The 25,085-nt window shown below is 70.9% G+C and carries 25 protein-coding genes; 12 read left to right on the top strand and 13 right to left on the bottom strand.

What is annotated here, in order from left to right:
- The first annotated feature begins 55 nt into the window (after positions 1-55).
- Positions 56-1,474: an MFS transporter gene (locus IEX37_RS03395; protein ID WP_188754845.1), complete on the top strand. Its 1,419-nt coding sequence runs from the start codon at positions 56-58 to the stop codon at positions 1,472-1,474.
- A 49-nt stretch (positions 1,475-1,523) separates the two neighbouring features.
- Here IEX37_RS03395 and IEX37_RS03390 read toward each other — a convergent pair whose 3' ends face one another.
- Positions 1,524-2,930, bottom strand: a complete 1,407-nt coding sequence (locus IEX37_RS03390; RefSeq protein WP_188754844.1) for a dihydrolipoyl dehydrogenase family protein — start codon at positions 2,928-2,930, stop codon at positions 1,524-1,526.
- 107 nt (positions 2,931-3,037) lie between these two features.
- Here IEX37_RS03390 and IEX37_RS03385 point away from each other — a divergent pair, with 107 nt between their 5' ends.
- On the top strand, positions 3,038-3,400 hold the full coding sequence (locus IEX37_RS03385; protein ID WP_188754843.1) for a Fe-S protein: 363 nt from the start codon (positions 3,038-3,040) through the stop codon (positions 3,398-3,400).
- Between the two features lie 92 nt (positions 3,401-3,492).
- Here the strand turns inward: IEX37_RS03385 and IEX37_RS03380 are convergent, their stop codons facing one another.
- Genes IEX37_RS03380 through IEX37_RS03365 form a run of 4 tightly spaced genes read right to left on the bottom strand, consistent with a single transcriptional unit; the run spans position 3,493 to position 7,051 of the window.
- Entirely contained in the window at positions 3,493-4,443 is a 951-nt protein-coding gene (locus IEX37_RS03380) for a VOC family protein (protein ID WP_188754842.1), read from the bottom strand.
- A 49-nt stretch (positions 4,444-4,492) separates the two neighbouring features.
- Entirely contained in the window at positions 4,493-5,599 is a 1,107-nt protein-coding gene (locus tag IEX37_RS03375; protein WP_188754841.1) for a 4-oxalomesaconate tautomerase, read from the bottom strand.
- Positions 5,589-6,299 carry a 4-carboxy-4-hydroxy-2-oxoadipate aldolase/oxaloacetate decarboxylase gene (locus IEX37_RS03370; RefSeq protein ID WP_188754840.1) on the bottom strand — a complete coding sequence of 237 codons (711 nt, stop codon included), beginning with the start codon at positions 6,297-6,299 and terminating at the stop codon, positions 5,589-5,591. The genes IEX37_RS03375 and IEX37_RS03370 overlap by 11 nt, the downstream gene beginning before the upstream one ends.
- Positions 6,296-7,051 carry a PIG-L deacetylase family protein gene (locus IEX37_RS03365; protein ID WP_188754839.1) on the bottom strand — a complete coding sequence of 252 codons (756 nt, stop codon included), beginning with the start codon at positions 7,049-7,051 and terminating at the stop codon, positions 6,296-6,298. The genes IEX37_RS03370 and IEX37_RS03365 overlap by 4 nt, the downstream gene beginning before the upstream one ends.
- A gap of 188 nt (positions 7,052-7,239) precedes the next feature.
- Here IEX37_RS03365 and ligM point away from each other — a divergent pair, with 188 nt between their 5' ends.
- Positions 7,240-8,643: a vanillate/3-O-methylgallate O-demethylase gene (gene ligM, locus IEX37_RS03360; RefSeq protein WP_188754838.1), complete on the top strand. Its 1,404-nt coding sequence runs from the start codon at positions 7,240-7,242 to the stop codon at positions 8,641-8,643.
- A 69-nt stretch (positions 8,644-8,712) separates the two neighbouring features.
- Here ligM and IEX37_RS03355 read toward each other — a convergent pair whose 3' ends face one another.
- Both IEX37_RS03355 and IEX37_RS03350 read right to left on the bottom strand, forming a co-directional pair.
- Positions 8,713-10,200 carry an aldehyde dehydrogenase family protein gene (locus IEX37_RS03355; RefSeq protein ID WP_188754837.1) on the bottom strand — a complete coding sequence of 496 codons (1,488 nt, stop codon included), beginning with the start codon at positions 10,198-10,200 and terminating at the stop codon, positions 8,713-8,715.
- Positions 10,201-10,309: 109 nt separating this feature from the next.
- The gene (locus tag IEX37_RS03350; protein ID WP_188754836.1) at positions 10,310-10,741 is read right to left on the bottom strand and encodes a MarR family winged helix-turn-helix transcriptional regulator; all 432 of its coding nucleotides are present in this window, start codon (positions 10,739-10,741) and stop codon (positions 10,310-10,312) included.
- A gap of 205 nt (positions 10,742-10,946) precedes the next feature.
- Here IEX37_RS03350 and IEX37_RS03345 point away from each other — a divergent pair, with 205 nt between their 5' ends.
- Positions 10,947-12,569, top strand: coding sequence for an AMP-binding protein (locus tag IEX37_RS03345; RefSeq protein ID WP_188754835.1), 1,623 nt, complete (start codon positions 10,947-10,949; stop codon positions 12,567-12,569).
- A gap of 13 nt (positions 12,570-12,582) precedes the next feature.
- Here IEX37_RS03345 and IEX37_RS03340 read toward each other — a convergent pair whose 3' ends face one another.
- Entirely contained in the window at positions 12,583-13,398 is an 816-nt protein-coding gene (locus IEX37_RS03340) for a DUF1932 domain-containing protein (RefSeq protein ID WP_188754834.1), read from the bottom strand.
- A gap of 202 nt (positions 13,399-13,600) precedes the next feature.
- On the opposite strand from IEX37_RS03340, the gene IEX37_RS03335 reads away from it, so the two are divergent.
- The 8 genes from IEX37_RS03335 to IEX37_RS03300 all read left to right on the top strand — a co-directional run bounded on the left by IEX37_RS03335 (position 13,601) and on the right by IEX37_RS03300 (position 20,895).
- Positions 13,601-14,335 carry an ABC transporter ATP-binding protein gene (locus tag IEX37_RS03335; RefSeq protein WP_229663039.1) on the top strand — a complete coding sequence of 245 codons (735 nt, stop codon included), beginning with the start codon at positions 13,601-13,603 and terminating at the stop codon, positions 14,333-14,335.
- The gene (locus tag IEX37_RS03330; protein ID WP_188754832.1) at positions 14,322-15,032 is read left to right on the top strand and encodes an ABC transporter ATP-binding protein; all 711 of its coding nucleotides are present in this window, start codon (positions 14,322-14,324) and stop codon (positions 15,030-15,032) included. The genes IEX37_RS03335 and IEX37_RS03330 overlap by 14 nt, the downstream gene beginning before the upstream one ends.
- 3 nt (positions 15,033-15,035) lie before the next feature.
- Positions 15,036-15,917 (top strand): branched-chain amino acid ABC transporter permease, encoded by an 882-nt coding sequence (locus IEX37_RS03325; RefSeq protein ID WP_188754831.1) that lies wholly within the window; start codon positions 15,036-15,038, stop codon positions 15,915-15,917.
- 104 nt (positions 15,918-16,021) lie between these two features.
- Positions 16,022-17,077, top strand: a complete 1,056-nt coding sequence (locus IEX37_RS03320) for a branched-chain amino acid ABC transporter permease (protein ID WP_188754830.1) — start codon at positions 16,022-16,024, stop codon at positions 17,075-17,077.
- Positions 17,078-17,120: 43 nt separating this feature from the next.
- The gene (locus IEX37_RS03315) at positions 17,121-18,374 is read left to right on the top strand and encodes an ABC transporter substrate-binding protein (RefSeq protein ID WP_229663038.1); all 1,254 of its coding nucleotides are present in this window, start codon (positions 17,121-17,123) and stop codon (positions 18,372-18,374) included.
- A gap of 192 nt (positions 18,375-18,566) precedes the next feature.
- Positions 18,567-19,454, top strand: coding sequence for an alpha/beta hydrolase (locus IEX37_RS03310; RefSeq protein ID WP_188754829.1), 888 nt, complete (start codon positions 18,567-18,569; stop codon positions 19,452-19,454).
- Positions 19,451-20,389 carry a DUF8021 domain-containing protein gene (locus tag IEX37_RS03305; protein WP_188754828.1) on the top strand — a complete coding sequence of 313 codons (939 nt, stop codon included), beginning with the start codon at positions 19,451-19,453 and terminating at the stop codon, positions 20,387-20,389. Before IEX37_RS03310 ends, IEX37_RS03305 begins: the two co-directional genes overlap by 4 nt.
- Positions 20,386-20,895 (top strand): MarR family winged helix-turn-helix transcriptional regulator, encoded by a 510-nt coding sequence (locus tag IEX37_RS03300; protein ID WP_188754827.1) that lies wholly within the window; start codon positions 20,386-20,388, stop codon positions 20,893-20,895. The genes IEX37_RS03305 and IEX37_RS03300 overlap by 4 nt, the downstream gene beginning before the upstream one ends.
- A 14-nt stretch (positions 20,896-20,909) precedes the next feature.
- Here the strand turns inward: IEX37_RS03300 and IEX37_RS03295 are convergent, their stop codons facing one another.
- The 5 genes from IEX37_RS03295 to IEX37_RS03275 form a co-directional block, all read right to left on the bottom strand.
- Positions 20,910-21,719: an ABC transporter ATP-binding protein gene (locus IEX37_RS03295; protein WP_188754826.1), complete on the bottom strand. Its 810-nt coding sequence runs from the start codon at positions 21,717-21,719 to the stop codon at positions 20,910-20,912.
- Positions 21,716-22,573 (bottom strand): ABC transporter permease, encoded by an 858-nt coding sequence (locus IEX37_RS03290; RefSeq protein WP_188754825.1) that lies wholly within the window; start codon positions 22,571-22,573, stop codon positions 21,716-21,718. The genes IEX37_RS03295 and IEX37_RS03290 overlap by 4 nt, the downstream gene beginning before the upstream one ends.
- Entirely contained in the window at positions 22,573-23,454 is an 882-nt protein-coding gene (locus IEX37_RS03285) for an ABC transporter permease (RefSeq protein WP_229663037.1), read from the bottom strand. Before IEX37_RS03285 ends, IEX37_RS03290 begins: the two co-directional genes overlap by 1 nt.
- Entirely contained in the window at positions 23,454-24,449 is a 996-nt protein-coding gene (locus IEX37_RS03280) for an ABC transporter substrate-binding protein (protein WP_188754823.1), read from the bottom strand. The genes IEX37_RS03285 and IEX37_RS03280 overlap by 1 nt, the downstream gene beginning before the upstream one ends.
- Positions 24,450-24,562: 113 nt before the next feature.
- Entirely contained in the window at positions 24,563-25,039 is a 477-nt protein-coding gene (locus tag IEX37_RS03275) for a DUF3237 domain-containing protein (RefSeq protein ID WP_188754822.1), read from the bottom strand.
- Positions 25,040-25,085 lie beyond the last annotated feature (46 nt).

The raw sequence follows: 25,085 nt of genomic DNA, 5'->3' as shown, positions 1-25,085 counted from the left end.
GGCTCCTTGTCGTGCCGATCGTGGCCGGCGTTCGCTTTTCGAGACAGGTACGACTTTGAGCACCGCTGTTGACTCCTCGGCGACCCCGGGGTCGCCGACCAAACCCGCCAACTCCCGCTCCCGGGTGATCACCGCGAGCCTCGTCGGCACGACGATCGAGTTCTACGACTTCTACGCGTACGCCACCGCGGCCGTGCTCGTGTTCCCGATCCTCTTCTTCCCCACCGGGAACGCCACCACGGCACTGCTGGCGTCGTTCGGCACGTTCGGAGCCGCGATGGTCGCCCGCCCCGTCGGCGCGATCGTCTTCGGGCACTTCGGCGACCGCTTCGGCCGCAAGGCCACGCTCGTGGCCTCGCTGCTCACCATGGGCATCGCGACGTTCCTCATCGGCGTGCTGCCCACGCACCAGCAGGTCGGCTGGTGGGCTGCGTTCTTCCTGCTGATCATGCGCCTCGCGCAGGGCTTCGCGCTCGGCGGCGAGTGGTCGGGCGCCGCGCTGGTCGCGACCGAGAACGCCCCGAAGGGCAAGCGCGCGCTGTACGGCACGTTCCCGCAGCTCGGCGCGCCGATCGGCTTCATCATCGCCAACGGGCTGTTCCTGCTCATCAACTTCTCGATGCCCGGCGAGGACGGGGCCCCCTCCGAGGCGTTCCTCACGTGGGGCTGGCGCATCCCGTTCCTCTTCTCGGCCGTCATGGTCATCATCGGCCTGTGGGTGCGCCTGAACCTCGTCGAGTCCCACAGCTTCGAGGGCGCGCAGGCCAAGGGCGCCATCAAGCGCTTCCCGCTGGCGGAGACGGTCCGCCGCTACGGGAAGCAGTTGATCCTCGGCACGTTCTTCATGCTCGCGACGTACGTGCTGTTCTACCTGCTGACGAGCTTCATGCTCTCCTACGGCACCAAGTCCCCCGTCGCTCCCGAGGGCTACGACGTCGCCGCGCAGGGTCCGTGGGTGCCCGGCCTCGGCTTCAGCTACGTCGACTTCGTGCTGATGCAGATCCTCGGCGTGGTGTTCTTCGGCATCTTCACGGTCGTCGCCGGGCCGCTGGCGGACCGGCTCGGACGCCGCAAGGTGCTGATCGCCGTCACGAGCGCGATCATCGTCTTCGGCGCGCTGTTCCCCGTGTTCCTGCTGCCGCAGGGCGCCGCCACCGCCCCGATGACGATCGTCTTCCTCATCATCGGCTTCACGCTCATGGGCTCGACCTTCGGCCCGATGGGCGCGCTGCTGCCCGAGCTGTTCCCGCCGCAGGTGCGCTACACGGGCTCGGCGATCGCCTACAACGTCTCGTCGATCCTCGGCGCCGCCCTGGCTCCCATGGTGGCCGTCGTGCTGTGGGCCTGGGGGGAGGGAAGCCCGTGGCTGGTGGGCCTGTACCTGTCGGCCGCCGGCGTCCTGACGCTGATCGCGCTGATCCTGTCCCGGGAGACCAAGGACGTCGACTACGACGCGGTCGACGTCTCGCGCTGACCCGCGCGCGCCGAGGCCCTGGAGCATCGCTCCGGGGCCTCGGCCGCTGTCATAGGCCGTACTCCTCCAGCAGGCGCAGCCAGAACTCGCTGAGCGTCGGGTAGGCGGGCACGGCGTGCCACAGGCGCGCGAGCGGCACCTCGCCCACGATCGCGATCGTGGCGGCGTGCAACAGCTCGCCCACCCCGGGACCCACGAGCGTCATGCCGACGAGCACGCCTCGGTCCTCGTCCACGACGGCGCGCACGTGCCCCGCGTAACCGTCGGCGAGCAGACCGGCGCCCGCGACGGCGCCCAGATCGTAGTCGACCGCCCGCGCTCGGAGCCCGCGCTGCGCGGCTTCGGCCGCCGTCAGGCCCACGGACGCCGCCTCCGGATCCGTGAACACCACCTGCGGCACCGCCCCGTGATCGGCGGTGGCGACGTGGCGGGCCCATCGCTCGCCGTCGAGCCGCTCCCCGCGCGCCCGCGCGACGATCGCGTCGCCGGCCGCGCGCGCCTCGTACTTGCCCTGGTGCGTCAGGGGCGCCCGCGCCGCGGCGTCGCCGACGACATAGAGCCACTCGGATCCGCGCACGCGCATCGTGTCGTCCACGTCGACGCTGTCGTCGTCGCCGACCGCGTCGTCGATCCCGATGTCGCGGATGCGCGGCTCGCGCCCCGTCGCCACGACGAGCTCGTCCGCGATCACGGCGTCGGCGTCGTCCGCCAGCCGGATGGCGACGGAGCCGTCGGAGCCGCGCGAGACCTCTGCAGGCGACGCGTCCTCGCGCACCTCCACCCCGCGCTCTCGCAGCGCGTCGCGCACGGCCTCGCCGACGAAGGGCTCCATCGAGCGCAGCAGCGGGCTGCGCGAGAGCAGCGTGACGGTGCTGCCGAGGTCCGCGAACACGGTGGCGACCTCGACCGCCACCACGCCGCCGCCGAGCACGGCGAGCCGTCCGGGCACGCGCTGCGCCGCCGTGGCCTCGCGGCTCGTCCACGGGTTCGCCGCGCGCAGGCCGGGCACGTCCGGCACGCGCGGGGCGCTGCCGGTCGCGATGACGACCGCGTGGCGGGCGCGCAGTTCGACGTCGCCGTCGTCGCCGGCGACCCGCACGCGCCGCTCTCCCGTCACGCTCCCGCGGCCCCGCACCAGCTCGATGCCTGCCCCCTCCAGCCAGCGCACCTGGCCGGTGTCGTCCCACTCGGCCGCGAACCGGTCGCGCCGCGCGAGCACGGCCTCCGGGTCGAGTGCCCCGCCGGTCACCCCTGCGACGCGCTGGGCGGCGCGCAGCGCCGCTCCGGGTCGCAGCAGCGCCTTCGAGGGCATGCACGCCCAGTAGGAGCACTCGCCGCCGACCAGCTCCGCCTCCACGATCGCCGCCCTCAGGCCGCCCCGCACCACCCGGTCCGCGACGTTCTCCCCGACCGGGCCCGCGCCGATCACCACCACGTCCGTCTCGCGCACGTCCATGCGGCCGACGCTACGCCCGGAAGAAGGCGCTGACCAGGCCCTCGGCGGCACCGGCATGAGGCGACCCTGACTGGCGCGCGTCTGCACGCGCGGATTACCGTGAGGGCATGGACTTCCTCGAGACCCTCCGCAGCATCGTCGTGTTCATCCACATCGTCGGCTTCGCCATCCTGTTCGGGGCATGGGCCGTCGAGGCGGCCGGGCGGCGTTTCCAGGCGACCCGCGTGATGGACCTCGGCCTGCTCGTCGCGGGCGTCGCGGGCCTCGCGCTCGCCGCGCCGTGGGGTCTCGGCGACGGCGGACTCAACTACACGAAGATCGCGATCAAGCTCGTCGTGCTCATCGTCATCGGAGCGCTCATCGGCATCAGCCGCAGCCGCGCCAAGAAGGGCAACCCGCTGCCCACCTGGGTCTTCTGGCTGACGGGCGCCCTCATCCTCTTCAACGCGGGCATCGCCGTCATCTGGTAACCACTACCCACGACAATCCGTCCCCGCGCTGAGAATGCGTGCAAGCACAGCATTCTCAGCGCGGGGACGGATTGTCGCGTCGGGAGAAGGGGTCAGACGAGCGGCGTGCCGTGGGTGTGGAACGTCTCGATCGTCTTCATGCCCCAGGCCTGGCCCTTCTTGCGCTCGGCCTCGCTCCACTCCACGACCGGCTGGTCGGGGTCGAGCAGCAGGCGGGCGCCGGCGTTGGCGAACTCGATGCGGTTGCCGCCCGGCTCCCACACGTAGAGGAAGAACGTCTGGTTGATGGCGTGCTTGTGCGGGCCCGACTCGATGTGGATGCCGTTCTCGAGGAAGATGTCGGCGGCCTTGAGGATGTCCTCACGCGTGTCGGGCGCGAACGCGATGTGGTGCAGGCGGTTGCCGTGCTTGGTCCAGTCGTCCGAGTACACGACGTCGTAGGACTTCAGGCTGAAGTGGAACCACCACGCGGCGAACTTGCCGCTGTCGAGGCGGATGCGCTCGCTCTCGCGCATGCCGAGGGCCTGGGCGAGGAACTCGCCGTTGGCCTCGACGTCCTTGGCGAGGTAGTTGATGTGGTCGAGGCGGCGGGCGTTGACGCCGCGGCCGGGGAAGGCGGAGGCCTGGTTCTTGAGGGCCGGGCGGTCGTCATCGCCCGCGACGTACCGCTCGGTCTCGTAGTAGATGCCCATCTCGTGACCGTCGGGGTCGTGGAAGAGGAAGGTCGGTCCCGTGCCGACCTCGCCGTCGACCCAGCCCTTGCCCAGGCCGGTCGCCTCGATCGCCGCGACACGGCGCTCGAGCGCCTCCTGGCTCGCCGCCCGGAACGAGGTGCGGCCGACGCCGGCCGCGTCCTTGGCCGTGAGCTTGATGGTGTAGAGCTCGTACTCGTCCCACGTGCGCAGGTAGACCGAGTCGCCGTCCTCGGCGACGACGCGCATGGCGAGCAGGTCCCGGAAGAACCACAGGCTCTTCTCGAACTCGGGCGTGTACAGCTCGACGTTGGCGAGGTGCGCCACGTCGAAGGCGGTGGAGTCGGTCACTTGTCTCTCCTCGGGGTCGGTGCGGTCGTCTCTGACAGCGGGTGGGGGTTCATGGGCGGGGACGGGGATAGACCGTCCCCTCGAAGATCTTGCGCGCGGTGCGCAGGGCGGCGGAGCGCTCGACGCGGTGCTGTCCGCCATCCTCTCGCACCGAGACATCCACGTCGAAGTGTCCGGTCGGGTGCTCGATGACGAACGGCTCCCCGGGGCCCGGGAGCCGCGCCAGGTCGTGGCCCACGGACCCGGCGGGCAGCACGCCCGCGGCGGCCGTGAGCGCGCCCAGCACGCCGATCGACGTGTGGACGCGATGCGGCAGGAAGCTGCGGGTGGCGATCGCGCCGCCGTGCCGCGGGGCGCTCAGCAGCACCATCTTGGGCACGGTGGCCTCGGACACGTCGCCGAGACCCATGCGCTCGGCCGCCGCGAATCGGATCCGCTCGAGCGTCTCCTTCAGCGTCGCGTCCGCCTCGAGCGCAGCCGGGTCCTCGTCGCCGGAGAGACCGAGGTCGGCCGCGCGGATCAGGACCGTCGGCATGCCGTTGTCGACGCACGTCACCGTCACGGCGCCGCCGGAGGCGAGGACGCCCTCGATGTCGTCGGCGACGGCGCCGGTCGGGAAGAGCGCGCCCGTGGAGGATCCGGCCGTGCCCTCGAAGTCCAGCGAGATCGCGCCCGCCGTGCCGGGCACGCCGTCGATCGCCAGGTCGCCGTCGTAGTCGACGACGCCGCCGGGCGTGGCGAACGTCGCGGTCGCGACGCTGCCGGTGTTGACCATGCGGATCCGCACGCTCGTGTGCTCGGGCCCCGCGGAGACGAGACCGCGCTCGACCGCGAACGGTCCGACGCCCGCCAGGATGTTCCCGCAGTTCTGGCGGTCGGTGACGAACGCCTCGTCCACGCCCAGCTGCAGGAACAGGTAGTCCACGTCCGTGTCGGACGCCGTGGAGGGCGACACGATCCCCACCTTGGACGTCAGCGGGTGCGCCCCGCCGAGCCCGTCGATCTGCCGGGGATCCGGCGTGCCCATGATGCGCAGCAGCAGGTCGTCTCGGGCGGCGGTGTCCTCGGGCAGGTCGGAGGCGAGGAAGTACGCGCCCTTCGACGTGCCGCCGCGCATGAGCACGCAGGGCACGCCGCGCACGACGTCAGCGGCCATGCGTCTCCTCGTACTCGGCCTGCGTCGCGTACGTCACGCCGAGCTCGGACAGCACCGCCCGCAGGCCCTTGCGGTCGAGGCTGAGCTCGGCGCCGCTCGCGTACGCCTGCCGGTCGGCCTCCTCCTTCGCCACGCGCGCCTCGGCCGCGGCGAGCGCCGACTCGGCCTCGCGGCGCGGCACGCACACGACGCCGTCGTCGTCGGCGATGACCACGTCGCCGGGGTGCACGAGCATCCCCGCGACGACGACCGGCACGTTGACCGATCCGGCCGTGGCCTTGACGGTGCCCTGCGAGTGCACGCCGTTGGACCACGCGGGGAAGCCCATGTCGCGCAGGTCCTGCGTGTCGCGGACGCCGGTCGCGGTGACGAGCCCCCGCACGCCGCGCGCCTTCAGCGCGGTGGCGAACAGATCGCCGAACGCGCCGTCGGTCGAGTCGGACGTCGTCGCCACGACGAGCAGGTCGCCCGCCTGGCACTGCTCGATCGCGGCGTGGATCATGAGGTTGTCGCCGGGCCAGCTGAGCACTGTGACGGCCGCACCCGCGACCCGGACGCCCTGCTGGATCGGGCGGATGGCCGGACCGGCCAGGCCCACGCGCCCCATCGCCTCGTGCACGGTGGCGACGCCGTGCGCCGCCAGGGCGTCCACGGTCGCCGGATCGGGTCGCGCGATGTCGGTGACGACGACGCCGCTCACTCCAGCACCCCGGTGACCTGGGGGTAGTAGCGCATGTACGCCTCGCCCATCGTGTCGTGCGGCAGGCCCAGGTTCGGCCCCGCGTTGCGCTTGACCTGCACGCCCCGACGCACCGCGAGGGCCGTGTAGTACTCCCACATGTGCTTCTGCGCGGGCAGGCACTCCATGGCCTTGCGCTTGAGCGGGAAGGCCTCGGTGATGTCGAGCAGCACGTTCGGCTTGAAGTCGGACTGCTCGGGCTGGTGGGGCTCGAAGAAGAACACGGGCGGGGCGCCGATGATCTCGTCCTTGGTCGGGTACGTGCCGTCCGAGTTCGCGACGCCGATCGCCTGGGCGAGGACGCGCGCCTGCAGGGCCATGCGGGCCGCGGCGGGGTGGTCGCCGTTGTACGGGTCGGACAGCGGGTGGGTCAGCACGACGGTCGGCTGGACGCGGCGGTACACGTCGACGAGCTTCTGGATCGACTCGGGCGTCTCCAGCAGCGGGTAGTCGCCGAGGTCGAGGAACTCGATCTGCGCGCCGAGCGCCCCGGCGGCCGCGGCGGCCTCATCGCGGCGGATGGCCTTGATCTCGTCGAGCGGCTTGCCGGCGAGCCACTGGCTGGCGGACTCTCCTCGCTCTCCGTAGGACAGGCACACCACGGTGGCCTTCTCGCCCCGCAGCGTCGCGGCGGCGATCGCGCCGCCCGCGCGCCATACGAAGTCTCCAGCGTGCGCGCTCACGACGAGGAGCGACGGCTCGGTCTCTGCCATAGAGTCATCCGTTCGGTCGGCCTCCCCACAGGGAAGGGGGATATTGCCGTTCAGTGAATCACCCTCTGGCGTAATGGTCAAGATTCTGTCTACAATCCTGGCGACGATGGAACGGTGCTGTTCGCATCCCGCGCGACTCCGCCTCCTCGCAAGACAACGACGTCCGACACATCCACAGAAGGAGTCTCATGGCGAACAACCTGCAGGAGCTGCTCGACGAGCACGGAAACACCGTGGAGCTGCTGCGCAACTCCCAGCTCGGCACCTACATCTACCCCGTGGTGCCCACGGAGTTCTCGAACTGGCGGCGCGAGCAGAAGGCCTGGCGCAACTCCGCCGTGCTCTTCGACCAGACGCACCACATGGTCAACTTCTTCGTGAAGGGACCGGATGCCCTCAAGCTGCTGAGCGACACGGGCATCAACTCGTTCGCGAACTTCCCCGTCGGCACGGCGAAGCAGTTCGTGCCCACCGCCTCGAACGGCGGCGTGATCGGCGACGGCATCCTCTTCCACGAGGCGGAAGGCGAGTTCGTGTACGTCGGCCGGGCCCCGGGAGCGAACTGGCTGCAGTTCCACGCCGAGACCGGCGGCTACGACGTCGAGTGGAAGTACGACGACCGCTCGCCGTCGCGCCCGTACGGCCAGGCCGTGCACCGTGACTACTACCGCTTCCAGATCCAGGGCCCCAACGCGTGGGCCATCATCGAGAAGCTCAACGGCGGCACGCTCGAGAAGGTCAAGTTCTTCCACATGGGCGAGCTCCAGATCGCGGGCGAGCAGGTGCGCACCCTGCGCCACGGCATGGCGGGCGCGCCCGGCCTGGAGCTGTGGGGGCCGTACGAGTCCCACGGCAAGATCCGCGAGGCGATCCTCGAGGCCGGCCAGGAGTTCGGCATCGAGCCCTGCGGGTCGCGGGCCTACTCGTCGAACACCCTGGAGTCCGGCTGGATCCCCTCGCCGCTGCCCGCCATCTACTCGAGCGAGGCCGAGCGCGCGTACCGCGAGTGGCTGCCGGTCACGAGCTACGAGGCGATCAACGCCATCGACGGCTCGTTCGTCTCGGACGACATCGAGGACTACTACCTCAACCCGTGGGAGCTCGGCTACGGCTCGTTCGTGAAGTTCGACCACGACTTCATCGGTCGCGACGCGCTCGAGAAGATCGACCCGGAGACCCAGCGCCGCAAGGTGACGCTGGCCTGGAACGACGAGGACCTGGGCAAGATCCTCACGACCGTGCTCGACCGCGAGTCGGAGGGCTACCAGTTCTTCGACCTGCCGAACGCGAACTACGGCTCGAGCAACTTCGACAAGGTGATCGACGCGGACGGCAAGACCGTCGGCCTGTCGCTGTTCACGGGCGTGACCGCGAACGAGAAGCGCGGCCTGTCGCTCGCGACCGTCGACCGTGACCTGCCCATCGGCGCCGAGGTGCGCGTGGTGTGGGGCGAGCCCGACGGCGGCACGAAGAAGACCACGGTCGAGCCGCACAAGCAGATCGAGGTCCGCGCCATCGTCAGCCCCGTCCCCTACGCGGAGACGGCCCGCACGGAGTACCAGGGCGGCTGGCGCTCGACCGGCAAGCTCTGAGCGACGCACGAGGCGCCCCGGCTCCCCTCAGGGGGTCGGGGCGCCTCGCCGTTCGCCCGAGCGCGTCGCTCAGCCGCCGGGCTGACCCAGCCCGATGATGACGGACTTGGAGCGCGTGAAGGAGGCGAGCGCCTCCGGCCCGTTCTCGCGGCCCCAACCGGAGTCCTTCACGCCCCCGAACGGCATCGCGGCGTCGAGCATGGCCCAGCCGTTGACCCAGACGATGCCGGCCTCCAGGCGGGCGGCGACGCGGTGGGCGCGCGAGATGTCGGTCGTCTGCACGCCCGCGGCGAGACCGTACGCCGTGCCGTTGGCGAGCGCGACGGCCTCGTCCTCCGTGTCGAAGGCCTGCACCGTCAGCACGGGCCCGAAGACCTCCTCGCGCACGGCGAGGGCGTCGTCCGGCAGGTCCACGATGACGGTCGGGGCGTAGTAGAAGCCGCCGTCGAGCTCGATGCGCTCGCCGCCCGTGACGACGCGGCCTCCCGACGCGACCGCGTCCCGCACCATCTCGTCGACGCGGTCGCGCTGCGCGGCGCTCGCGAGCGGGCCGATGACCGTCCCCGGATCGCTCGGACGGCCGAGGGGGACTCCTCCCACCGCCTGCTCGAGGATGCCGACGACCGTGTCGTACACGGGGCGCTCCACCAGCAGGCGGGGGCCCGCCATGCAGAACTGCCCCGTGTTGAACACGAACGCGTTGATCACGGCGCCCACGGCCTGGTCGAGGTCCGCGTCGGCGAAGAGGATGTTGGCCGCGTTGCCGCCCAGCTCGGCCGCCACCGGCTTGAGCAGCTCGCCCGCCGTGCGCGCCACGACCCGGCCCACCGCGGTCGAGCCGGTGAACGCCACCATGTCGACCGCCGGATCGCGGACGAGCGCGTCGCCGAGCTCGGCCCCCGGGCCGGTGACGACGTTGTACACGCCGTCGGGCACCCCGGCGTCGCGCAGCAGCTCAGCCATCAGCAGCGCGCTCAGGGGCGTCAGCGGCGACGGCTTGTGGACGACGGTGTTGCCCGCGGCGAGCGCGGGGGCGATCTTCGAGCTCGACAGGATGAGCGGGAAGTTGAAGGGGCTGATCGCGGCGACCACCCCGCGCGGCTCGCAGCGCGTGTAGGCGAACGCCGGGATGGGCACGTCGCGCGTCGCGCCGTCGAGGTGGGGCGCCAGCGTGCCGTAGTACTCGTACAGGTCGGCCGCGTTGGGCACGTCGATCATGCGCGCGAAGGCGATGGGCTTGCCGACGTCGAGCGACTCGGCCTGTGCGAGCTCCTCGACGCGCTCCCGCATCAGCGCGGCCGCCCGCAGCAGGACACGGGATCGCTCGCGCGCGGGCATGCGCGCCCACTCGCCGTCGCGGAATGCCGTTCGCGCGGCTGCGGCGGCCGCGGCCACGTCCCCGGTCGACGCGGCCGCGACCTGGGCGACCGCGCGACCCGTGGCGGGGTCGATGACGTCCATCGTCGCACCGCCCTCGGGATCGCGCCACGCGCCGCCGATCCAGAGCCGGGGCGCGACCTCGGGCGGCGCGAAGGACGCCTCTGCAGTCTGTGACATGGTGTTCTCCTCGTTGAGCTCCGTGTCCACCGGCCGTGCGGCCGGGATGACCATCCTAGGGGCCTCCCCCGCTCCGGCGGAGGGCCGTCCCGTCGGGCGGCGCGGGCGCTCAGCGCCCCGCTGCGCCCAGCGCGTTGCGCGACCGCCGGAGGTAGTCGAAGAACTGCTCGCGCTCCTCCGGCGTGAGGTCGCCGACCAGGAGCTCCTCGAGCTCGCGCACCGGCACCGAGACGCGGTCGACGGCCTCGCTGCCCGCCGGCGTCAGGAAGAGCAGCTTGCGACGCGCGTGGGCGGGGTCGTCCTCTCGGCGCACGAGACCCGCCCCGAGCAGCGCGTCGATGGTGCCGGCCATGGTCTGGGGACGCACGAGCGAGCGCCGCGCGAGCTCCGAGCTCGTGATGCCGGGGCGACGCTGCAGCACCGTGAGGACCGTGTACTGCGCTCCCGTCATGCCCTCGGTCGCGCAGGCCTCGAGGAACCGCGGTCTCAGGGCGAGCTCGAGCTGCTTGATCACGTAGACGAAGCCGCCCGCCGTCTCCATCCGCACCTCCGTTCCGCCTCACCCTAGGGCATCCCGAACGCGCGCCCCGGGATCGGGATCTGACGCGTCGCGCCACACTCCGTCCCGCCCGGAGGAACCGCGCCCTCGCAGCGGACGGGTGACATCCGCTCGTGTATCAGGTAGCCTGAATCAGCCGTCGGGCGAGGACGCCCGGAGGGCGAGGACGCTGGGAGGCGACGCGGCCATGGGCATCCGACTGAACTACGCCGACATCTGGCAGGAGCTGGCGCGCGCGTTCCCCGAACGACCGGCGGTGATCGGCGCGGGCGAGCAGCTCACCTACGCCGGCCTGGCGGCCCGGGCCGGCGCCCTCGCATCACTGCTGCACGAGGACGGACTCCGCCCGGGGGATCGCATCGCGATCTTCATGCACAACCGCCCGGAGTACCTCGTGACGCTCTTCGCGGCGCTCTCTCGGGGGCTCACCCCCGTCCCCATCAACTTCCGCTACCGGGCGTCCGAGCTCGCCGCGCTGCTGGAGGACTGCCGCCCCGCGGCGGTGGTGTTCGCCGCCTCCACGGCGGCGGTGATCGACGAGCTGCCGGAGGCCGCCCGCAGCGGAGTGCGGATGTGGCTGCGCGTCGACGACGAGCAGCGCCCGGGGGCGCCGCGTCGGGACGAGCGTCCTTTCACCGACATCCGCGCGCATGCGGCGGCGCTGCCGGGGCGCGCGGCCTCGGACGGCGAGCTGTTCCTGTACACGGGCGGGACCACCGGTCGCCCGAAGGCGGTCGTCTGGGGCGCGGACGATCTCCTCGACGTGCAGCTCTACGCCATCTACGGCGCGATCGGCCTGGAGACGCCCTCGTCTCTGGCGGATGTCGTACGCATCGCGCGCGACCCGGGCACGCCGACCCCCGTGACGATGCCGCTCGCGCCGCTCATGCACGGCACGGCGCTGTTCAACACGATGAACGCGCTGGTCCTCGGCGGCACGGTGGTGCTGATGCCGACCGCGCGGTTCGACCCCGACGTCGCCCTCGATCTCGCCCGCGAGCACCGCGTGAGCCGGCTGATCCTGGCGGGAGACGCGATCGCCGGCCCCCTCGCCGACGCCGCCGACGGCTCCCCCGACCCTGCGCTTCCCCACCTCAGGAGCGTCATCAGCTCGGGGATGCGGTTCAGCGATCCCGTCAAGGCGCGCCTTCACGCCCTGGGGGAACTGGCGATCGTGGACCTGCTCGCCTCGACCGAGGGCGGCCCCTACGCCGTCGCCACCTCCACGAGCGCGGCCGACCTGCCCGCGCCGCTGCGCCTGCTGCCCGGCGCCGTCGTCCTGGACGACGACGGCGCGGAGGTGCAGGATGTGCCGGGCGCGCGCGGTCTCCTGGCGTTCCGCGGCACGCTGCCGCGCGGTTACCACGGCGATCCCGCCAAGACGGCGGAGGTGTTCCGGGTCATCCGCGGGCACCGCCACGTCGTCGCGGGCGACCTCGTCGAGGTGCGGGAGGACGGCGCGATCGAGCTGCTCGGCCGCGGCAGCGCCGTGGTCAACACGGGCGGCGAGAAGGTGTACCCCGCCGAAGTGGAGGAGGCCCTCCTCAGCCACCCCCAGGTCGAGGACGCCGTCGTGTTCGGGCTGCCCGACCCGCGGTTCGGCGAGAGCGTCGCCGCCGTCGTCGCGGTGGCCGAGGGCGCCGATGTCGACGCGGCCACGCTGAGCGCGCACGTGGACGCGCTCCTGGCGGGCTACAAGAAGCCGCGGCTGATCGACATCCGGCGCACGCTCGAGCGCAGCCCGAGCGGGAAGGTCGACATGCGCCGCCTCCAGCGCGAGCTCGGAGCCCGCGTGCCCTCGGCGCGCTGAGCCGGACCGGACGCTAGCGCGGTCCCTCGTCAGTCGCCCGCGGGCCGGCTTCGGGCGCCTCACGCTCGGCCAGGATCCGCTCGAACCAGGCGAGCGTCGCGCGGGTCATGTCGGCGGGCGTCCCCGCGTGCTCCAGCAGCGCGAGCGCGTCGCTCATCTCGTGCCTGCGGCGCTCGGCGTGACGGAACGTGCCCTCGACGAGGCGGTCGACCGTGGCCGCCCCCTCCGGGCCGAGCTCGCGCGCGATCTGCCCGCGCAGCCATTCCTGGGCGCCCGCCGTCCGGGCGGCCTCGAGCCCCTCCAGCACGAGCGCCGCCATCCCCTTCATGAACACGCCCCGCAGCAGCTTCAGTCGTGCGGCGTCCCCGGCGGGCCCGGCGGCGACGTCGACCGGCGCACCGAACCGGCGCAGGATCGCCGCGAACGGCTCGGCGCCGTCCCCGCTCGCCAGCAGCGGCGTCCGGTGCGCCGCGCGCGTGACGGGCGCGAGCACCGCGACATCGGCGACCGGGACGCGTCCTTCGCTCCCCAGCGCCGCGATGCGGGCCTTCGTCTCGGGCGAGGCCGTGTTGAGATCCGCGAACACGGCGCCTGCGCGCATGGCCGGGATCGCCGCGCGCGCCGCGTCGACCGACGCGCGGGCCCCGACCAGGCTCAGGACGACGTCCGCTCCGTCCACGCAGTCCTGCAGTCGCTCCCGCCGATCCAGCCCCGGACCCGTATCCTGCACGTAGGGATCGAAGCCGCGGGTGTCCGCGCCCGCATCGGCCAGCCCCCTCGCATAGCAGCGACCCGCCTCCCCGAGCCCCAGCACCGCGATCCGAGTCACGGGGACAATCTACGCGACGCGCCGATTCGCGCCACAATTGTTGACACTTTCGTCTCCGCTCCCTAGCCTTCCGATACGGAGGACCGATGGTCTTCCCGGACCCGACGCAGGACGATGCCGCCTGCCATGCAACGACGCACAGGAGACAGGAGCGATGGCCGCTCGACTCACTCTGCAAGACGTCAATCTCCGCTTCGGAGGCGTGACCGTCCTGCAAGACGTCGGCTTCACGGTGGAGCCCGGCGAGATCCTCGGTCTCGTCGGCCCCAACGGAGCCGGCAAGACCTCGCTGTTCAACTGCATCAGCGGGCACTACCGCCCCACCTCCGGCTCGATCACGATCGACGACGCGGAGGTCAGCGGCCTCGCCCCGTCCCGCCTGCCGCGGCACGGACTGGCCCGGACGTTCCAGCACCCCGCGCTGCAGCTGCACGCGACCGTCCTGGAGAACGTGCTGCTGGGCGGGCACACCCGCCTTCCGGCCGGCCCGCTGGCCTGGTCGCTGCGCGTGCCCCCCACAGGGCGCCGCGAGCGCGAGCTGCGCGAGGAGGCACTCGCCCTGCTCGAGGCGCACGGCCTCGGGTGGGCCGCGCACCTCGCGGCGGACGAGCTGTCGCACGGCCTCCACAAGGGCATCGAGCTGTGCCGCGCGCTGCTCATGCGCCCGCGCCTGCTGCTGCTGGACGAGCCCGCCGCGGGCCTGTCGCACGGCGAGGTGGAGCGGTTCATCGAGACCGTGCGGGACATCCGCAGCAACGACGACATCACGGTCGTCATCGTGGAGCACCACATGGGACTGATCTCGGCGCTGACCGATCGCGTCGTGGTGCTCGACCACGGCCGCAAGCTGATGGAGGGCACGGCGGCCGAGGCGCAGTCCGACCCTCGCGTGATCGAGGCCTACATCGGAAAGGACGCCGCGGATGACGCTGCTTGAACTCACCGACGTCACGGCGTCCTACGGCCCGGTGCAGGTGCTCGAGGGCGTGTCTCTGAGCGTTCCCGACGGCGGCGCCGTCGGCATCCTCGGGGCGAACGGTGCCGGAAAGACCACGACGCTGCGCGCGATCAGCGGCGTCGTCCGCACGGGCGGACGCATCGTCTTCGACGGTCAGGACATCCGGGGGCTGCGCCCGGACCAGGTGGCGTCGCGCGGGATCGCCCACGTGCCGGAGGGCCGCGGGACGCTGCCCAACCTGACCGTGCGCGAGAACCTCATGGTCGGCGCGTACCTGCGCAAGGACCGCAAGGGCATCTCGGCCGACGTCGACTACCTGCTCGACCTGTTCCCGAACCTGAAGGCCCGCATCTCGTCGAACGCCTCGGCGCTCTCCGGCGGCGAGCAGCAGATGCTGGCCGTCGGTCGCGCCTTCATGGCCCGGCCCCGCCTGCTGCTGCTCGACGAGCCGTCGCTGGGTCTCGCGCCCAGCACCGCCAAGAACGTCTACGAGGCGATCCGCCGGCTGCGCATCGAGTCGGGCATCGCGATGCTCGTCGTCGAGCAGAACGCCAACCTCGCCTTCGGCATCGTCGACACCGCCACGGTGCTCGAGGTCGGCCGCAGCGTGCTCACGGGCACCTCGGCCGAGCTGAAGGGCCGGGACGAGATCCGACGCGCTTACCTGGGAGGCTGACACATGGGGACCTTCATCCAACTCGTCGTCGACGGCCTCGCCATGGGCTCCGTCTACGCGGCCCTCGCGCTCGCGATCGTCATCGTGAACCAGTCGACGGGCCTGATCAACTTCGCGCAGGGCGGCATGGCCGTGCTGTCGGGCTACATCGCCTACACCTTCCTCGGCTGGGGCATCCCGCTCATCCTGGCGATCATCCTCGCGATGGCGGTCTCGTTCGTCCTCGGCGCGGTGATCGAGCGATTCCTCATCCGGCGCTTCGAGGGCGGCGACCCGGACACGACGGTCGTCGTGACCGTGGGTCTGCTCACGCTCATCACGGGTGTGGCCGGCTGGCTCTGGTCCTACAACAACCTGCAATTCCCCTCGCTGTTCCCCGCGGACTCGTTCCCCCTGCTGGGGGCCGCGGTGAGCTGGCGCTCGCTCGGCACGTTCCTCACGATCGCCGCGATCATGGTGCTGCTGCAGGTGCTGTTCCTCAAGACGAAGGTCGGCCTCGCGCTGCGGGCCGTCGCGGACAACCCGCGCTCGTCGTCGTTCTCCGGCCTCCCGGTCGGGCGGCTGCTGATGGTCGGGTGGGGCCTCGCCGCCGCCCTGGGTGCGGTCGCGGGAGCGCTCGTCGCGCCGCGCCTGACGCTGACGCCCGGCATGCTCGACTCGGCGCTCGTGTACGCGCTCGCGGCGGTCATCCTCGGCGGCGCGAGCAGTCCCATCGGCGTCGTGGTCGCGGCATGGCTCATCGGCGTGCTCGAGAACCTGGGCGCCGTGTACGTGCCCTTCATCGGCCATGATCTCAAGATCGCCGTCCCGTTCATCCTGCTGTTCATCGTGCTGCTGGTGCGCCCGCAGGGCCTGTTCGGCCGCAAGACCGTGGTGCGCGTCTGATGGCCCCGCAGAACGGGGCCGGCGGACCCGGCACCACCCCATCGTCGCCCCGCCGCCGCGCCCGCACATCGTCGTCTTCTGAAGCACGGAAGGGAACCCCCGCGATGACCGACGTCCGCACACCGAGCCCCGGACAGGAGCCGCTGCTGCGCCGCCGCTGGGTGCGGATCGCGCTCATCGCCGTCGCGGCGGTCGCGCTGCTCGTCGCACCGCTCGTCCTCGACGTCCCCGTGAACCAGTCGCTCGCACGCATCGGCGTCTTCGCGGTCGCCGTGCTCGGGCTCAACGTGATCATGGGCTACACCGGCCAGGTGTCGCTGGGCCAGATTTTCTTCCTCGGGCTCGGCGCCTACGTCACGGCGTACGGCGTCAACGCCGACTGGAACATCGTCGTCGTGTTCGCCCTCGCCGTGATCATCGCGGGCGTCGCGGGCTACGTCGTGGCCCTCGCGGCGGCACGTCTGGGCGGTCTCGCGATCGCGATGGTCACGATCGCCCTGCCCATCATCGGCGTGCCTCTCGCCAAGCGTCTGTCGGATCTCACGGGCGGATCCCAGGGCACGTCGGCGCGCTTCTCGTCGGCGCCCGACTGGTCGGGCCTGGCGAACGACCAGTGGCAGTACTACGTCGTGCTGGTGATCGCCGCGATCGTGTTCCTCCTCGTGCACAACCTCGTGCGCGGCAAGTTCGGGCGCGCGCTGGCGATCGTGAAGGAGAACGAGGCCGTCGCCTCGTCGATGGGCATCTCCCCGTACCGCTACAAGGTGATGGCGTTCACGATCGCCGCGATGATCGGCGGCGTCAGCGGCTTCCTGTACATGGTCGTCGTGCAGTACACCTCCCCCGAGACCCTCGCGTTCCACCACTCGATCAGCCTGCTCGCGTCCATGGTCATCGGCGGCGCCGGCAGCATCGTCGGCTCGCTGATCGGCGGCGCGTACTACGTGCTCGTGCCCAACGTGACGAACGAGATCGACTCGACGCTCACGGCGCTCATCCAGGGCGTGATCCTGCTCGTGGTGCTGTTCGTCCTGCCGGGCGGCATCGCGAGCCTCCCCCGCGTGCTCCGGCGCCTGCTGCGCAAGCGCAGCGACGCCGGGGACCGCTCGACCGGCTCGGCGTCGCCCGCGGGCGCCGCGAAGGCGGGCGAGAAGCAGTAGCCGTTCCCAGTCCCACCGGAAACACACCAGAGAGAAGGTCAGCATGAACATGCGCAGCAAGGCGGTGAAGGCCGCCGGCATCGTCGCCATGGGCTCTGTCATCGTGCTCGCGGCCGCGGGCTGCACCCGCGGCGGCGGGGGCGGAGGCGGCGGTGGCGAGGGCGCCGCGAGCCCCGGCATCACCGACGACACGATCACGCTCGGCGTGACGACCCCGCTCAGCGGCGGGACCGCGGGCCCCGGCAACTGCACCGTCGCGGGCCTGGTGGCCTACTTCGGCCAGGCCGGCCCGATCGAGTTCGGCGACGGCAAGACGCGTGAGGTGCGCGTCGAGGCGTTCGACGACACGTACGACCCGCAGAAGGCGCTGTCGAACTTCCAGCAGGCGCACAGCAACGTCTTCGCGTTCACGTCCGGCCTCGGCACACCCACCAACATGGCGTTCCGCGAGGCCGCCATCGAGGAGGAGGTGCCGCAGGCGCTCATCATGACGGGCGACCCGATCTTCAGCGATCGCGAGGAGTCGCCGTGGCAGCTCGGCTTCGTGCCGATCTACCAGAACGAGGGTGCGGCGTTCGGCGAGCTGCTGGCCGAGTCGGGCGAGGACCTGACGGTCGCGATCCTGTCGCAGAACGACGACTTCGGCGAGGGCTACGTCCACGGCTTCAAGGAGGCGATCGAGGGTGCCGACAACATCGAGATCGTCCGCGAGCTCACGTACGAGGCGACCGACACCTCGGTGGACGCCCAGCTGACCGAGCTGGCCGCGACCGACGCGGACGTGCTCTTCAACGCCATGTCGATCACGCCGCTGACGATCAGCGCGATCGAGAAGGCGCGTGAGCTGGCATGGTCGCCGAGCTGGTTCCTGCCGTCGAACACGTCGAGCCCCGCGGGCATCCTCGGGCCGGCCGGCGCGAACCCCGACGACGGGTTCTACTCGGTGTCGTTCTCGAAGGCGCCGCAGAGCCCCCTCTACGCGGACGACGAGGACGTCCAGACGTTCCTCTCGGCGCTGGAGGAGTTCTCCGGCCGCTACACGACGACGCCCGACTTCCCCCACTGCATGTGGAGCTACATGATCGGCGCGACGCTCGAGGAGGCCTTCTCCAACATGACGGAGCCGACGCGGGAGAACTTCATGGAGGCGCTGGGTGACATCTCGGGCCTGCAGGCGCCGCTGATGCTCGAGGGCACCGCGATCGACACGACCGTCGACGGCCAGCCCGCCGTCTCGACCGTGATCGTCCAGAAGTACAACGGGCAGGGTTACGACAACGTCGAGGACTTCGGCTGAGTCATCCCGCGCAGTGAACGAAGGGGGCCCGGCGGCATGCCGGGCCCCCTTCCGCGTGCGACGACCATCGCGAGTAAAAAGCAACTTGTCATCTTTGATCGAGCTGACTAGCCTCGGATAGCGGTCTCATCGAGGCCGCTGCACGGGGACACCGACTCCCGTGCACACGGCGGTAGCAAGGAAGCTAAGACTGTGGAGAATGTTGCACGAGCGCGGTCACTGGCGCTCACTCGAGAGATCCACCCCGGCAACGCGCAGGCGAACAACGCCGTGTGGGCCGACGACTTCGGACCGGAGCTCCTCGACGGATTGTCCGTCGAGCGAGACCTGGCGTACGGAGACGACGAGCGCCACCGGCTGGACGTCTACACGGACGGCCGGTCGGCCTCGCCCCGCCCCGTCATCGTCTTCCTCCACGGAGGCAACTTCGTCGCGGGCGCCAAGCACACAGACGGAACGCCCTTCTACGACAACGTCGGGGCCTGGGCCGCCCACAACGGGTACGTCGGCGTCGTCAGCAACTACCGCCTCGCGCCGGCCCATCGCTTCCCGTCCGGGATCGAAGACGTCGAGAGCCTCGTCTCCTGGCTCCGCGAGCACGTCGCCGAGCACGACGGCGACCCGTCGGCGATCTTCCTGATGGGCGCATCGGCGGGCGCCACCCAGATCGCGCACTACGTCTCGTCGCGGACGGCCAGCGACACGGCCATCGCCGGCGCCATGCTGCTGTCGGGCCGGTACGACTACCGCACGCTCCCGCTCGACGCCGTCCTCCACAACTACTACGGGGACTCCCCCGACCTGGAGGAGATCTCTCCCCTGCCCCGTCTGGTGGAGACGCGTGTCCCCCTAATGGTCGCGATCACCGAGTTCGACCCGCCCGAGATCCAGGCGCACTTCGTGCGTCTCATCGACGCGTACCTGCACTACACGGGCACCCTTCCGAGGATCTGCTACCTGGCGGGACACAACCACTTCAGCGAGGTGACGCACCTCGCAGGCGGCGACGAGGCCTTGGGCACGCAGGTGAAGGGCTTCGTCGCGGCATGCCTCGACGCGGCCCGCGAGGCCGTGGCATGAGCGGCGCGACCGCGACGGAACTCGAGCGCATCGGGCGCGCGTATCTGGATGCGTACGGGCGGCGCGATCGAGACAGTGTCCGTATCGCGCCCGATGTCGAGTACACGGAGAATAACGTGCGTCTGCGTTTCCCGGACGGCAGCTGGGACGCGGTCACCGAGGAGCTCGGGCCCGCGCTGATCTTCTCGGACGAGGCGACGGGCGGCGTCGCGGCGTTCACCGCGGTCCGCATGGGCCCCACGCCCGGCTTCCTGACCGTGCGCCTGCGGGTGGTGGACGGGGCGATCATCGAGATCGAGCACATGCTCTCCACCAAACGCGGCGTCAGCGGACCCCCGACGCCGTTCGGGGACGTCGAGCAGCTGGAGCACCAGCCCGTCATCGCCGCGCACGTGCCGGAGAGCGCGCGCTCGACCCGCGAGGAGCTTCTGCGCGTCGCCGACGGCTACTTCCAGACGCTCTCCCGCAACGACGGGACGCTCTACGCACGCTTCGCCGAGACCTGCTATCGGATCGAGAACGGCTATCAGGCCGCACCCAAGGGTGCCGCCGCCGATTTCCTCCTCGGTCGCTTCCGCTTCAACGAGCGCGTGCGCCGGGAGTGGATCCTCGTGGACGAGCGTCGCGGGATCTGTCTCGCGCGCGGGTTCATCGACCACAAGGGGATCATGAATCGCTACGAGCTGACCGACGGCTCGTTCCGTGAGTCGCCCTTCCTCGAGCCGCACACGTGGAGCTTCCTGGAGATGTTCAAAATCGTAGACGGGCGCATCGCCGCCGTCGAGGCGACCTTCATCGGCTCGCCCTACTTCAGCGACTCGCCCTGGACGACGGCGAACCAGATCCGCGACGAGCACGATCGCTGGAACGGATCGGCCGAGCTTCTGCACGATCGCTTCGTCCGCGAGTCGCCGGCAGCCGAGAGCCGCGCATGACGGAGATCCTCCCCGACCCGGCTCATGCGGCGCCGCCCGAGCCGCCGGTCGTCGCTCCGCCGCCGCGCACGCTCGTCGGCATGATCTTCTCCGCGGAGCGCCGCGTGCGCGGCTACCTGGAGGACGCGCTCTCGTCCGAGGACGTGACGCCCACGGAGTGGGCGACCATGTTCTTCATCTGGCGTCACGGCCCCATCTCCTCCGCCGAGCTGGCCCGACGCGCCTTCGTGACGCCGCAGGCGGCGGGTCAGCTCGTCGGCGAGCTCGAGCGACGCGGCATCGCGACGAGGTACCCGGACCCGAACCACGGCCGCAAGCGGCTCACGGTGCTGACGCCGGAGGGGCGCGCTCTCGCGCTCCGGTGCCAACGACGAGTGGAAGAGGTCGAGGATCACTTCACCGCCGCGCTGTCGTCGCGCGAACGCGGCTTCTTCGAGTCGCTCTTCGCGGTGTGCGTCGACCACGTCTCCACGCACGAGCCCGAGCCCACCGCCCTCGAGCGGTGAGCCCGGGCCCGCCGTCAACGGCGTATCTGCGCGAGGATCCGTCCCCGCAGGTCGGTGAAGACGGGATCGGCCTTGGTCTCGATCTGATCCCGCTCCGGCCCGAACGGCACCTCGACGCTGTCGACCACCGTGGCGGGGTGCCCGGAGAGCACCACGACGCGGTCCGCGAGATACACGGACTCGTCGATGTCGTGGGTCACGACGACGATGCTCACCCCGAGCCGCCGACGCAGATCGAGCACGAGGTCCTCCAGATCGAACCGCGTCTGCGCGTCCACCGAGGCGAACGGCTCGTCCATGAGCAGCACCTCCGACTGATACGCGAGGGCGCGTGCGATCGCGACGCGTTGCTGCTGGCCGCCCGACAGCTGCCACGGGTACTTCCGGCCGACGTGCGGGAGACCCACCGCGGCGAGAGACTCCTGCGCGACCGCCACCCGCTCCGCGCGCGGGACGCGGCGCCCCTGCAGCGGGAAGGCCACGTTGGCGGCGTTTCTCATCCAGGGAAGGAGGGACCGGCTGTAGTCCTGGAAGACCACCCCGACCTCCGAGATCGGGCGGGCGATCTCGGTGCCGCCGTAGGCGACGCGTCCCTCGGAGGGCGGCAGCAGGCCGGCGAGGCAGCGCAGCAGCGTCGTCTTCCCCGCCCCCGACGGCCCGACGATGCTGACGATCTCCCCTGGTTCGATGCGCAGCGAGAGCTGACGCAGCACCTCGACGGCCCCGGGCCCCTCGCCGTAGGACTTCCCGAGGCCCTCGACGGAGAGGGTCTTACGGGCGCCCTGGCGCTCGAGGCGACCGGGCGCGGTTGTGGACTGGCTCATGACTGTCCTTTCCTCCGGCGTGCTGCCGGACGGCGTCCGGCCTTCCCGCCGGATATCGCGGCGGATTCGAAGTACCACCGCAGAACGACCTTCTCGAAAACGATGAACAGCAGGCTCAGGACGTACCCGAGCGCCGCGACGACGAGCGTGCCCGCCCAGGTCGCCGGCATGTCGAAGACGTTCCCGGCGAGGTAGATGAAGTGACCGATGCCCGCCAGCGCGCTGAAGAGCTCACTGACGACCATGATGACGACACCGACCGCGAGGGCGACTCGGACGCCCGCCACGATCTGCGGGAGCGCCGCGGGCAGCACGATCCGCCCGACCGCCAGCAGCGTGGGGATGCGGTAGGCCCGGCTCAGGTCCCTGACCTCCGGGGCGATCGCGCGCACGCCGTCGACCGTGTTCAGGAGCACCGGCCAGAAGCACGCGAACGCGATCAGATAGATCTTCGGCTCCTGCCCGATCCCGAGGGCTCCGATGACGATCGGCACGAGAGCGGACTGCGGCACGGAACGGGCGAACTGCAGGAACGGATCGAGGACCTCCCGTACGCGATCGAGCTCGCCCACGACGACCCCGGCGATCACGGCGAGCCCGGTGCCGATGACGAGGCCGCCGAGCAGATTCGTCACGCTGTAGGCGAGGTTGAACGTCAACGTCCCGTCGGCGAACCCGCGGACGAGTTCGGCCCAGATGCGCTCGAGCGGCGGGAAGTACACCGATTCGCTGTCGCGCGAGAGGAACCACCACGCTGCGACGAGCAGAGCAGGCAGCCAGAGCGTCTCGGCGACCCGCCCGACGGGCCTTGCTCCGTTCCACACGGCGCGACCGGTGGGGGCTGCGATGGCCATCAGCGCGCACCTCCCTTGCCCCGCCGGTTCCACACGAGCAGCCGGTCCTCCACGAACGTCAACGCCCGATACAGGATCCATCCGAGCAGCCCTGCGTACACGAGATACGCCAGTGCCAGTGCGGGGGCGCCGTCGGTCTGGGCGCGAGCGAGGTTCCCGCCCATTCCCGGATTGAGAGTGAGCACCTCGACGCCCAGAGCGATCAGGATCGCTGCCGAGGCCGCGATGCGGATGCCCGTGACCGCGAACGGCGCCGCGTTTGGCAGCAGGACCTTCGCGAAGTGCAGCAGCGGCGGGATCCGGTAGCTGCGCACCGTGTCGTTGACGACCGGGTCCACCCGCCGCGCGCCGTAGTAGGTCTGCAGCAGGATGGGCCACACGATGCCCGAGACGATCACGAACACCTTCATCTCCACCGTCGTGCCGATCACGAGGATGAGCACGGGGAGGAGGGCGATCGAGGGGAACGAACGTCCGACGTCGATGATGAGCAGCGACGACCGGTAGGCGGCCGGGGCGAGCCCCATGATGAGCCCCAGCGGGACCCCGATGGCGACCGAGATCAGCAGCCCCATCACGGCCGCCAGCAGCGTGCTTCCGAGAGCCGCCCAGAAGGGCGCCGTCGTGATCAGTCCCGCTCCCGCGACGAGCACCTCCCACGGTGCCGGCAGGAGCGCACGCGGGAGGACCTCGCCGGCCCAGCCCAGTGCCCACGCCCCGATCAGCAGCACGGCGGTGAGCCCCTGCCAGAGGAGCACGTCGCGGCGGCCCCACGAGCGGCGGGGAGCCGCCGCTCGTGGGGAGGACACCGGAGGCACCCTGTCGGCCACCGAGATCCCCGAGCCGTCGCGCGAACGGCTGCGCGCGATCGTGTGCATCATCATTCCTGAGGCGCCCCGGACCAGATGACGTCCTCGTACGCCGGCGCCGAAGGCAGGAACCCGTAGTGCACCATGACGTCGATGGTGTTCTGGATGCCGTCACGATCCAGTACCGGGGTGATCGGGGAGATCACGGCGTTGGCGATGTACTCCGGGTCCTGTTCGGTGTGCTCCAGCTGCTGCTCGCGGATCGCGTCGGGGTTGGCCATCGCGTACTCGATGCCCTTCGTCAGCGCGCGCTGGAAGCGCTCGACGACGTCCTGGTTCTCGGCGATGAACTGCTTCGACGTGAACCACATCGCGTTGGGGCCGCCCGTGAGGTGCTCCGCGGCCGGGGCGCCCAACAGACGCAGGCCCTTGCCGATGCCGGCGGGGTAGAACGGTCCGATGGCGTACGCCGCGTCCACCTGGCCGCTCAGGACGGCATCGACGAGGTTCGGCAGGGGCAGCTGCACGAACTCGACCTTCGAGGAGTCTCCGCCATCCTCGTCGACGGCCTTCATCGTGCCGGCGTGCGTCGTCTCCTGCAGGGCCTGCAGCGCCACGGTCTTGCCCTCGAGATCGGCGTAGCTTCGGATGTCGCTGTCGTCGGGCACGAGGATGCCGCTCGTGATCGGTTCGACGACCGCGTTCGAGGTGGCGAGGATCCCCTGGACCGGGATGCCGCGCTCCACGGCCGCGATGAGCGACACCCCGCCGGTCCCGGCGATGTCCACCTCGCCGGAGACCACCTGGGGGATCTGCTGCGCGGCCGCGGCGCCGATCGACACGTCCGCGTCGAGCCCCTCCTCCTCGAAGAAGCCCTGTTCGAGGGCGATGAACGCGGACTCGAAGAAGACCGCGCCCGTCAGGATCTTCACCGGGATGAGCGCGCCGTCGTCTGCGGCGGCCTCATCCTCGGGTGCACCGGCCGCCCCGCAGGCGGACAGCGCGCCGGTCGCCAGCGCGAGAGCGCCCGCCAGGGCGGCCGTGCGGCGAAAACTGCGTCGTGACATGTGTTCCACTCACTTTCCGAGGTCCTCATCGACCTCGCTCGCTGTTCGTCGTTGAACTGCAGCACTCGTCCGGGACGAGTGCGGACGCCGTCGGGACGGCGCGGAAGCCGCGCTTACTTGACGGCGTAGTAGGTGAAGACGGTGTGGTCCGGGTTGGCGTGGCGCTGACCCGTGCCGAGGATGATCGTGCGGGTGAGCCAGTCGTGGGGGCCGACGGGCGCGTCGAACCGCGGCGTGATCCGGAAGTAGAACTCCTTGTCCCCTCCCCAGCCCGGCTGGTCGGTGGCCGTCGGTGACCCGTCGAGCGCGTACAGGTAGCCGGAGTTGTGAACGTAGATCGGCGAGCCGTCCGAGGCCTCGAGCATGTAATGCGCGTCGAGGCCGTACACGCCGGCGTAGTCGGCGCCCGATCCCGCCACGACGCGCCCCTGGAGGCGCGGCCCCCAGATCTCCCCGCCGGCGGCCGGGACATAGGACCGTTTGCCGGCCGGGGTCTTGAACTGGATGCGCTCGGTGAAGTCGATGCGGACGGAGAACGCCCACTCGAGCTCGATCGGAGCGGGGGGCGGATAGTCGGCGTTGCTTGTCATGGTGGGTTCCTCTTTCGGGGGGATGGGGCTGATGAGAAGACGGTCG

The sequence above is a fragment of the Microbacterium album genome, assembly GCF_014643695.1.
Classification (GTDB): Bacteria; Actinomycetota; Actinomycetes; order Actinomycetales; family Microbacteriaceae; genus Microbacterium; species Microbacterium album.
Note: the sequence above shows the minus strand (reverse complement) of the source record. Positions and strands in the feature narration are given on the sequence as shown.

Bases quoted from the DNA above. Each gene is read 5' to 3' on its own strand.
- IEX37_RS03365 (WP_188754839.1), bottom strand. From the start codon at position 7,051: ATGGCAGAGACCGAGCCGTCGCTCCTCGTCGTGAGCGCGCACGCTGGA.
- IEX37_RS03385 (WP_188754843.1), top strand. From the start codon at position 3,038: ATGGACTTCCTCGAGACCCTCCGCAGCATCGTCGTGTTCATCCACATC.
- IEX37_RS03300 (WP_188754827.1), top strand. From the start codon at position 20,386: ATGACGGAGATCCTCCCCGACCCGGCTCATGCGGCGCCGCCCGAGCCG.
- IEX37_RS03325 (WP_188754831.1), top strand. From the start codon at position 15,036: ATGGGGACCTTCATCCAACTCGTCGTCGACGGCCTCGCCATGGGCTCC.
- IEX37_RS03295 (WP_188754826.1), bottom strand. From the start codon at position 21,719: ATGAGCCAGTCCACAACCGCGCCCGGTCGCCTCGAGCGCCAGGGCGCC.
- IEX37_RS03375 (WP_188754841.1), bottom strand. From the start codon at position 5,599: ATGGCCGCTGACGTCGTGCGCGGCGTGCCCTGCGTGCTCATGCGCGGC.
- IEX37_RS03290 (WP_188754825.1), bottom strand. From the start codon at position 22,573: ATGGCCATCGCAGCCCCCACCGGTCGCGCCGTGTGGAACGGAGCAAGG.
- IEX37_RS03315 (WP_229663038.1), top strand. From the start codon at position 17,121: ATGAACATGCGCAGCAAGGCGGTGAAGGCCGCCGGCATCGTCGCCATG.
- IEX37_RS03390 (WP_188754844.1), bottom strand. From the start codon at position 2,930: ATGGACGTGCGCGAGACGGACGTGGTGGTGATCGGCGCGGGCCCGGTC.
- IEX37_RS03355 (WP_188754837.1), bottom strand. From the start codon at position 10,200: ATGTCACAGACTGCAGAGGCGTCCTTCGCGCCGCCCGAGGTCGCGCCC.
- IEX37_RS03320 (WP_188754830.1), top strand. From the start codon at position 16,022: ATGACCGACGTCCGCACACCGAGCCCCGGACAGGAGCCGCTGCTGCGC.
- IEX37_RS03275 (WP_188754822.1), bottom strand. From the start codon at position 25,039: ATGACAAGCAACGCCGACTATCCGCCCCCCGCTCCGATCGAGCTCGAG.
- IEX37_RS03350 (WP_188754836.1), bottom strand. From the start codon at position 10,741: ATGGAGACGGCGGGCGGCTTCGTCTACGTGATCAAGCAGCTCGAGCTC.
- ligM (WP_188754838.1), top strand. From the start codon at position 7,240: ATGGCGAACAACCTGCAGGAGCTGCTCGACGAGCACGGAAACACCGTG.
- IEX37_RS03285 (WP_229663037.1), bottom strand. From the start codon at position 23,454: ATGATGCACACGATCGCGCGCAGCCGTTCGCGCGACGGCTCGGGGATC.
- IEX37_RS03305 (WP_188754828.1), top strand. From the start codon at position 19,451: ATGAGCGGCGCGACCGCGACGGAACTCGAGCGCATCGGGCGCGCGTAT.
- IEX37_RS03345 (WP_188754835.1), top strand. From the start codon at position 10,947: ATGGGCATCCGACTGAACTACGCCGACATCTGGCAGGAGCTGGCGCGC.
- IEX37_RS03280 (WP_188754823.1), bottom strand. From the start codon at position 24,449: ATGTCACGACGCAGTTTTCGCCGCACGGCCGCCCTGGCGGGCGCTCTC.
- IEX37_RS03330 (WP_188754832.1), top strand. From the start codon at position 14,322: ATGACGCTGCTTGAACTCACCGACGTCACGGCGTCCTACGGCCCGGTG.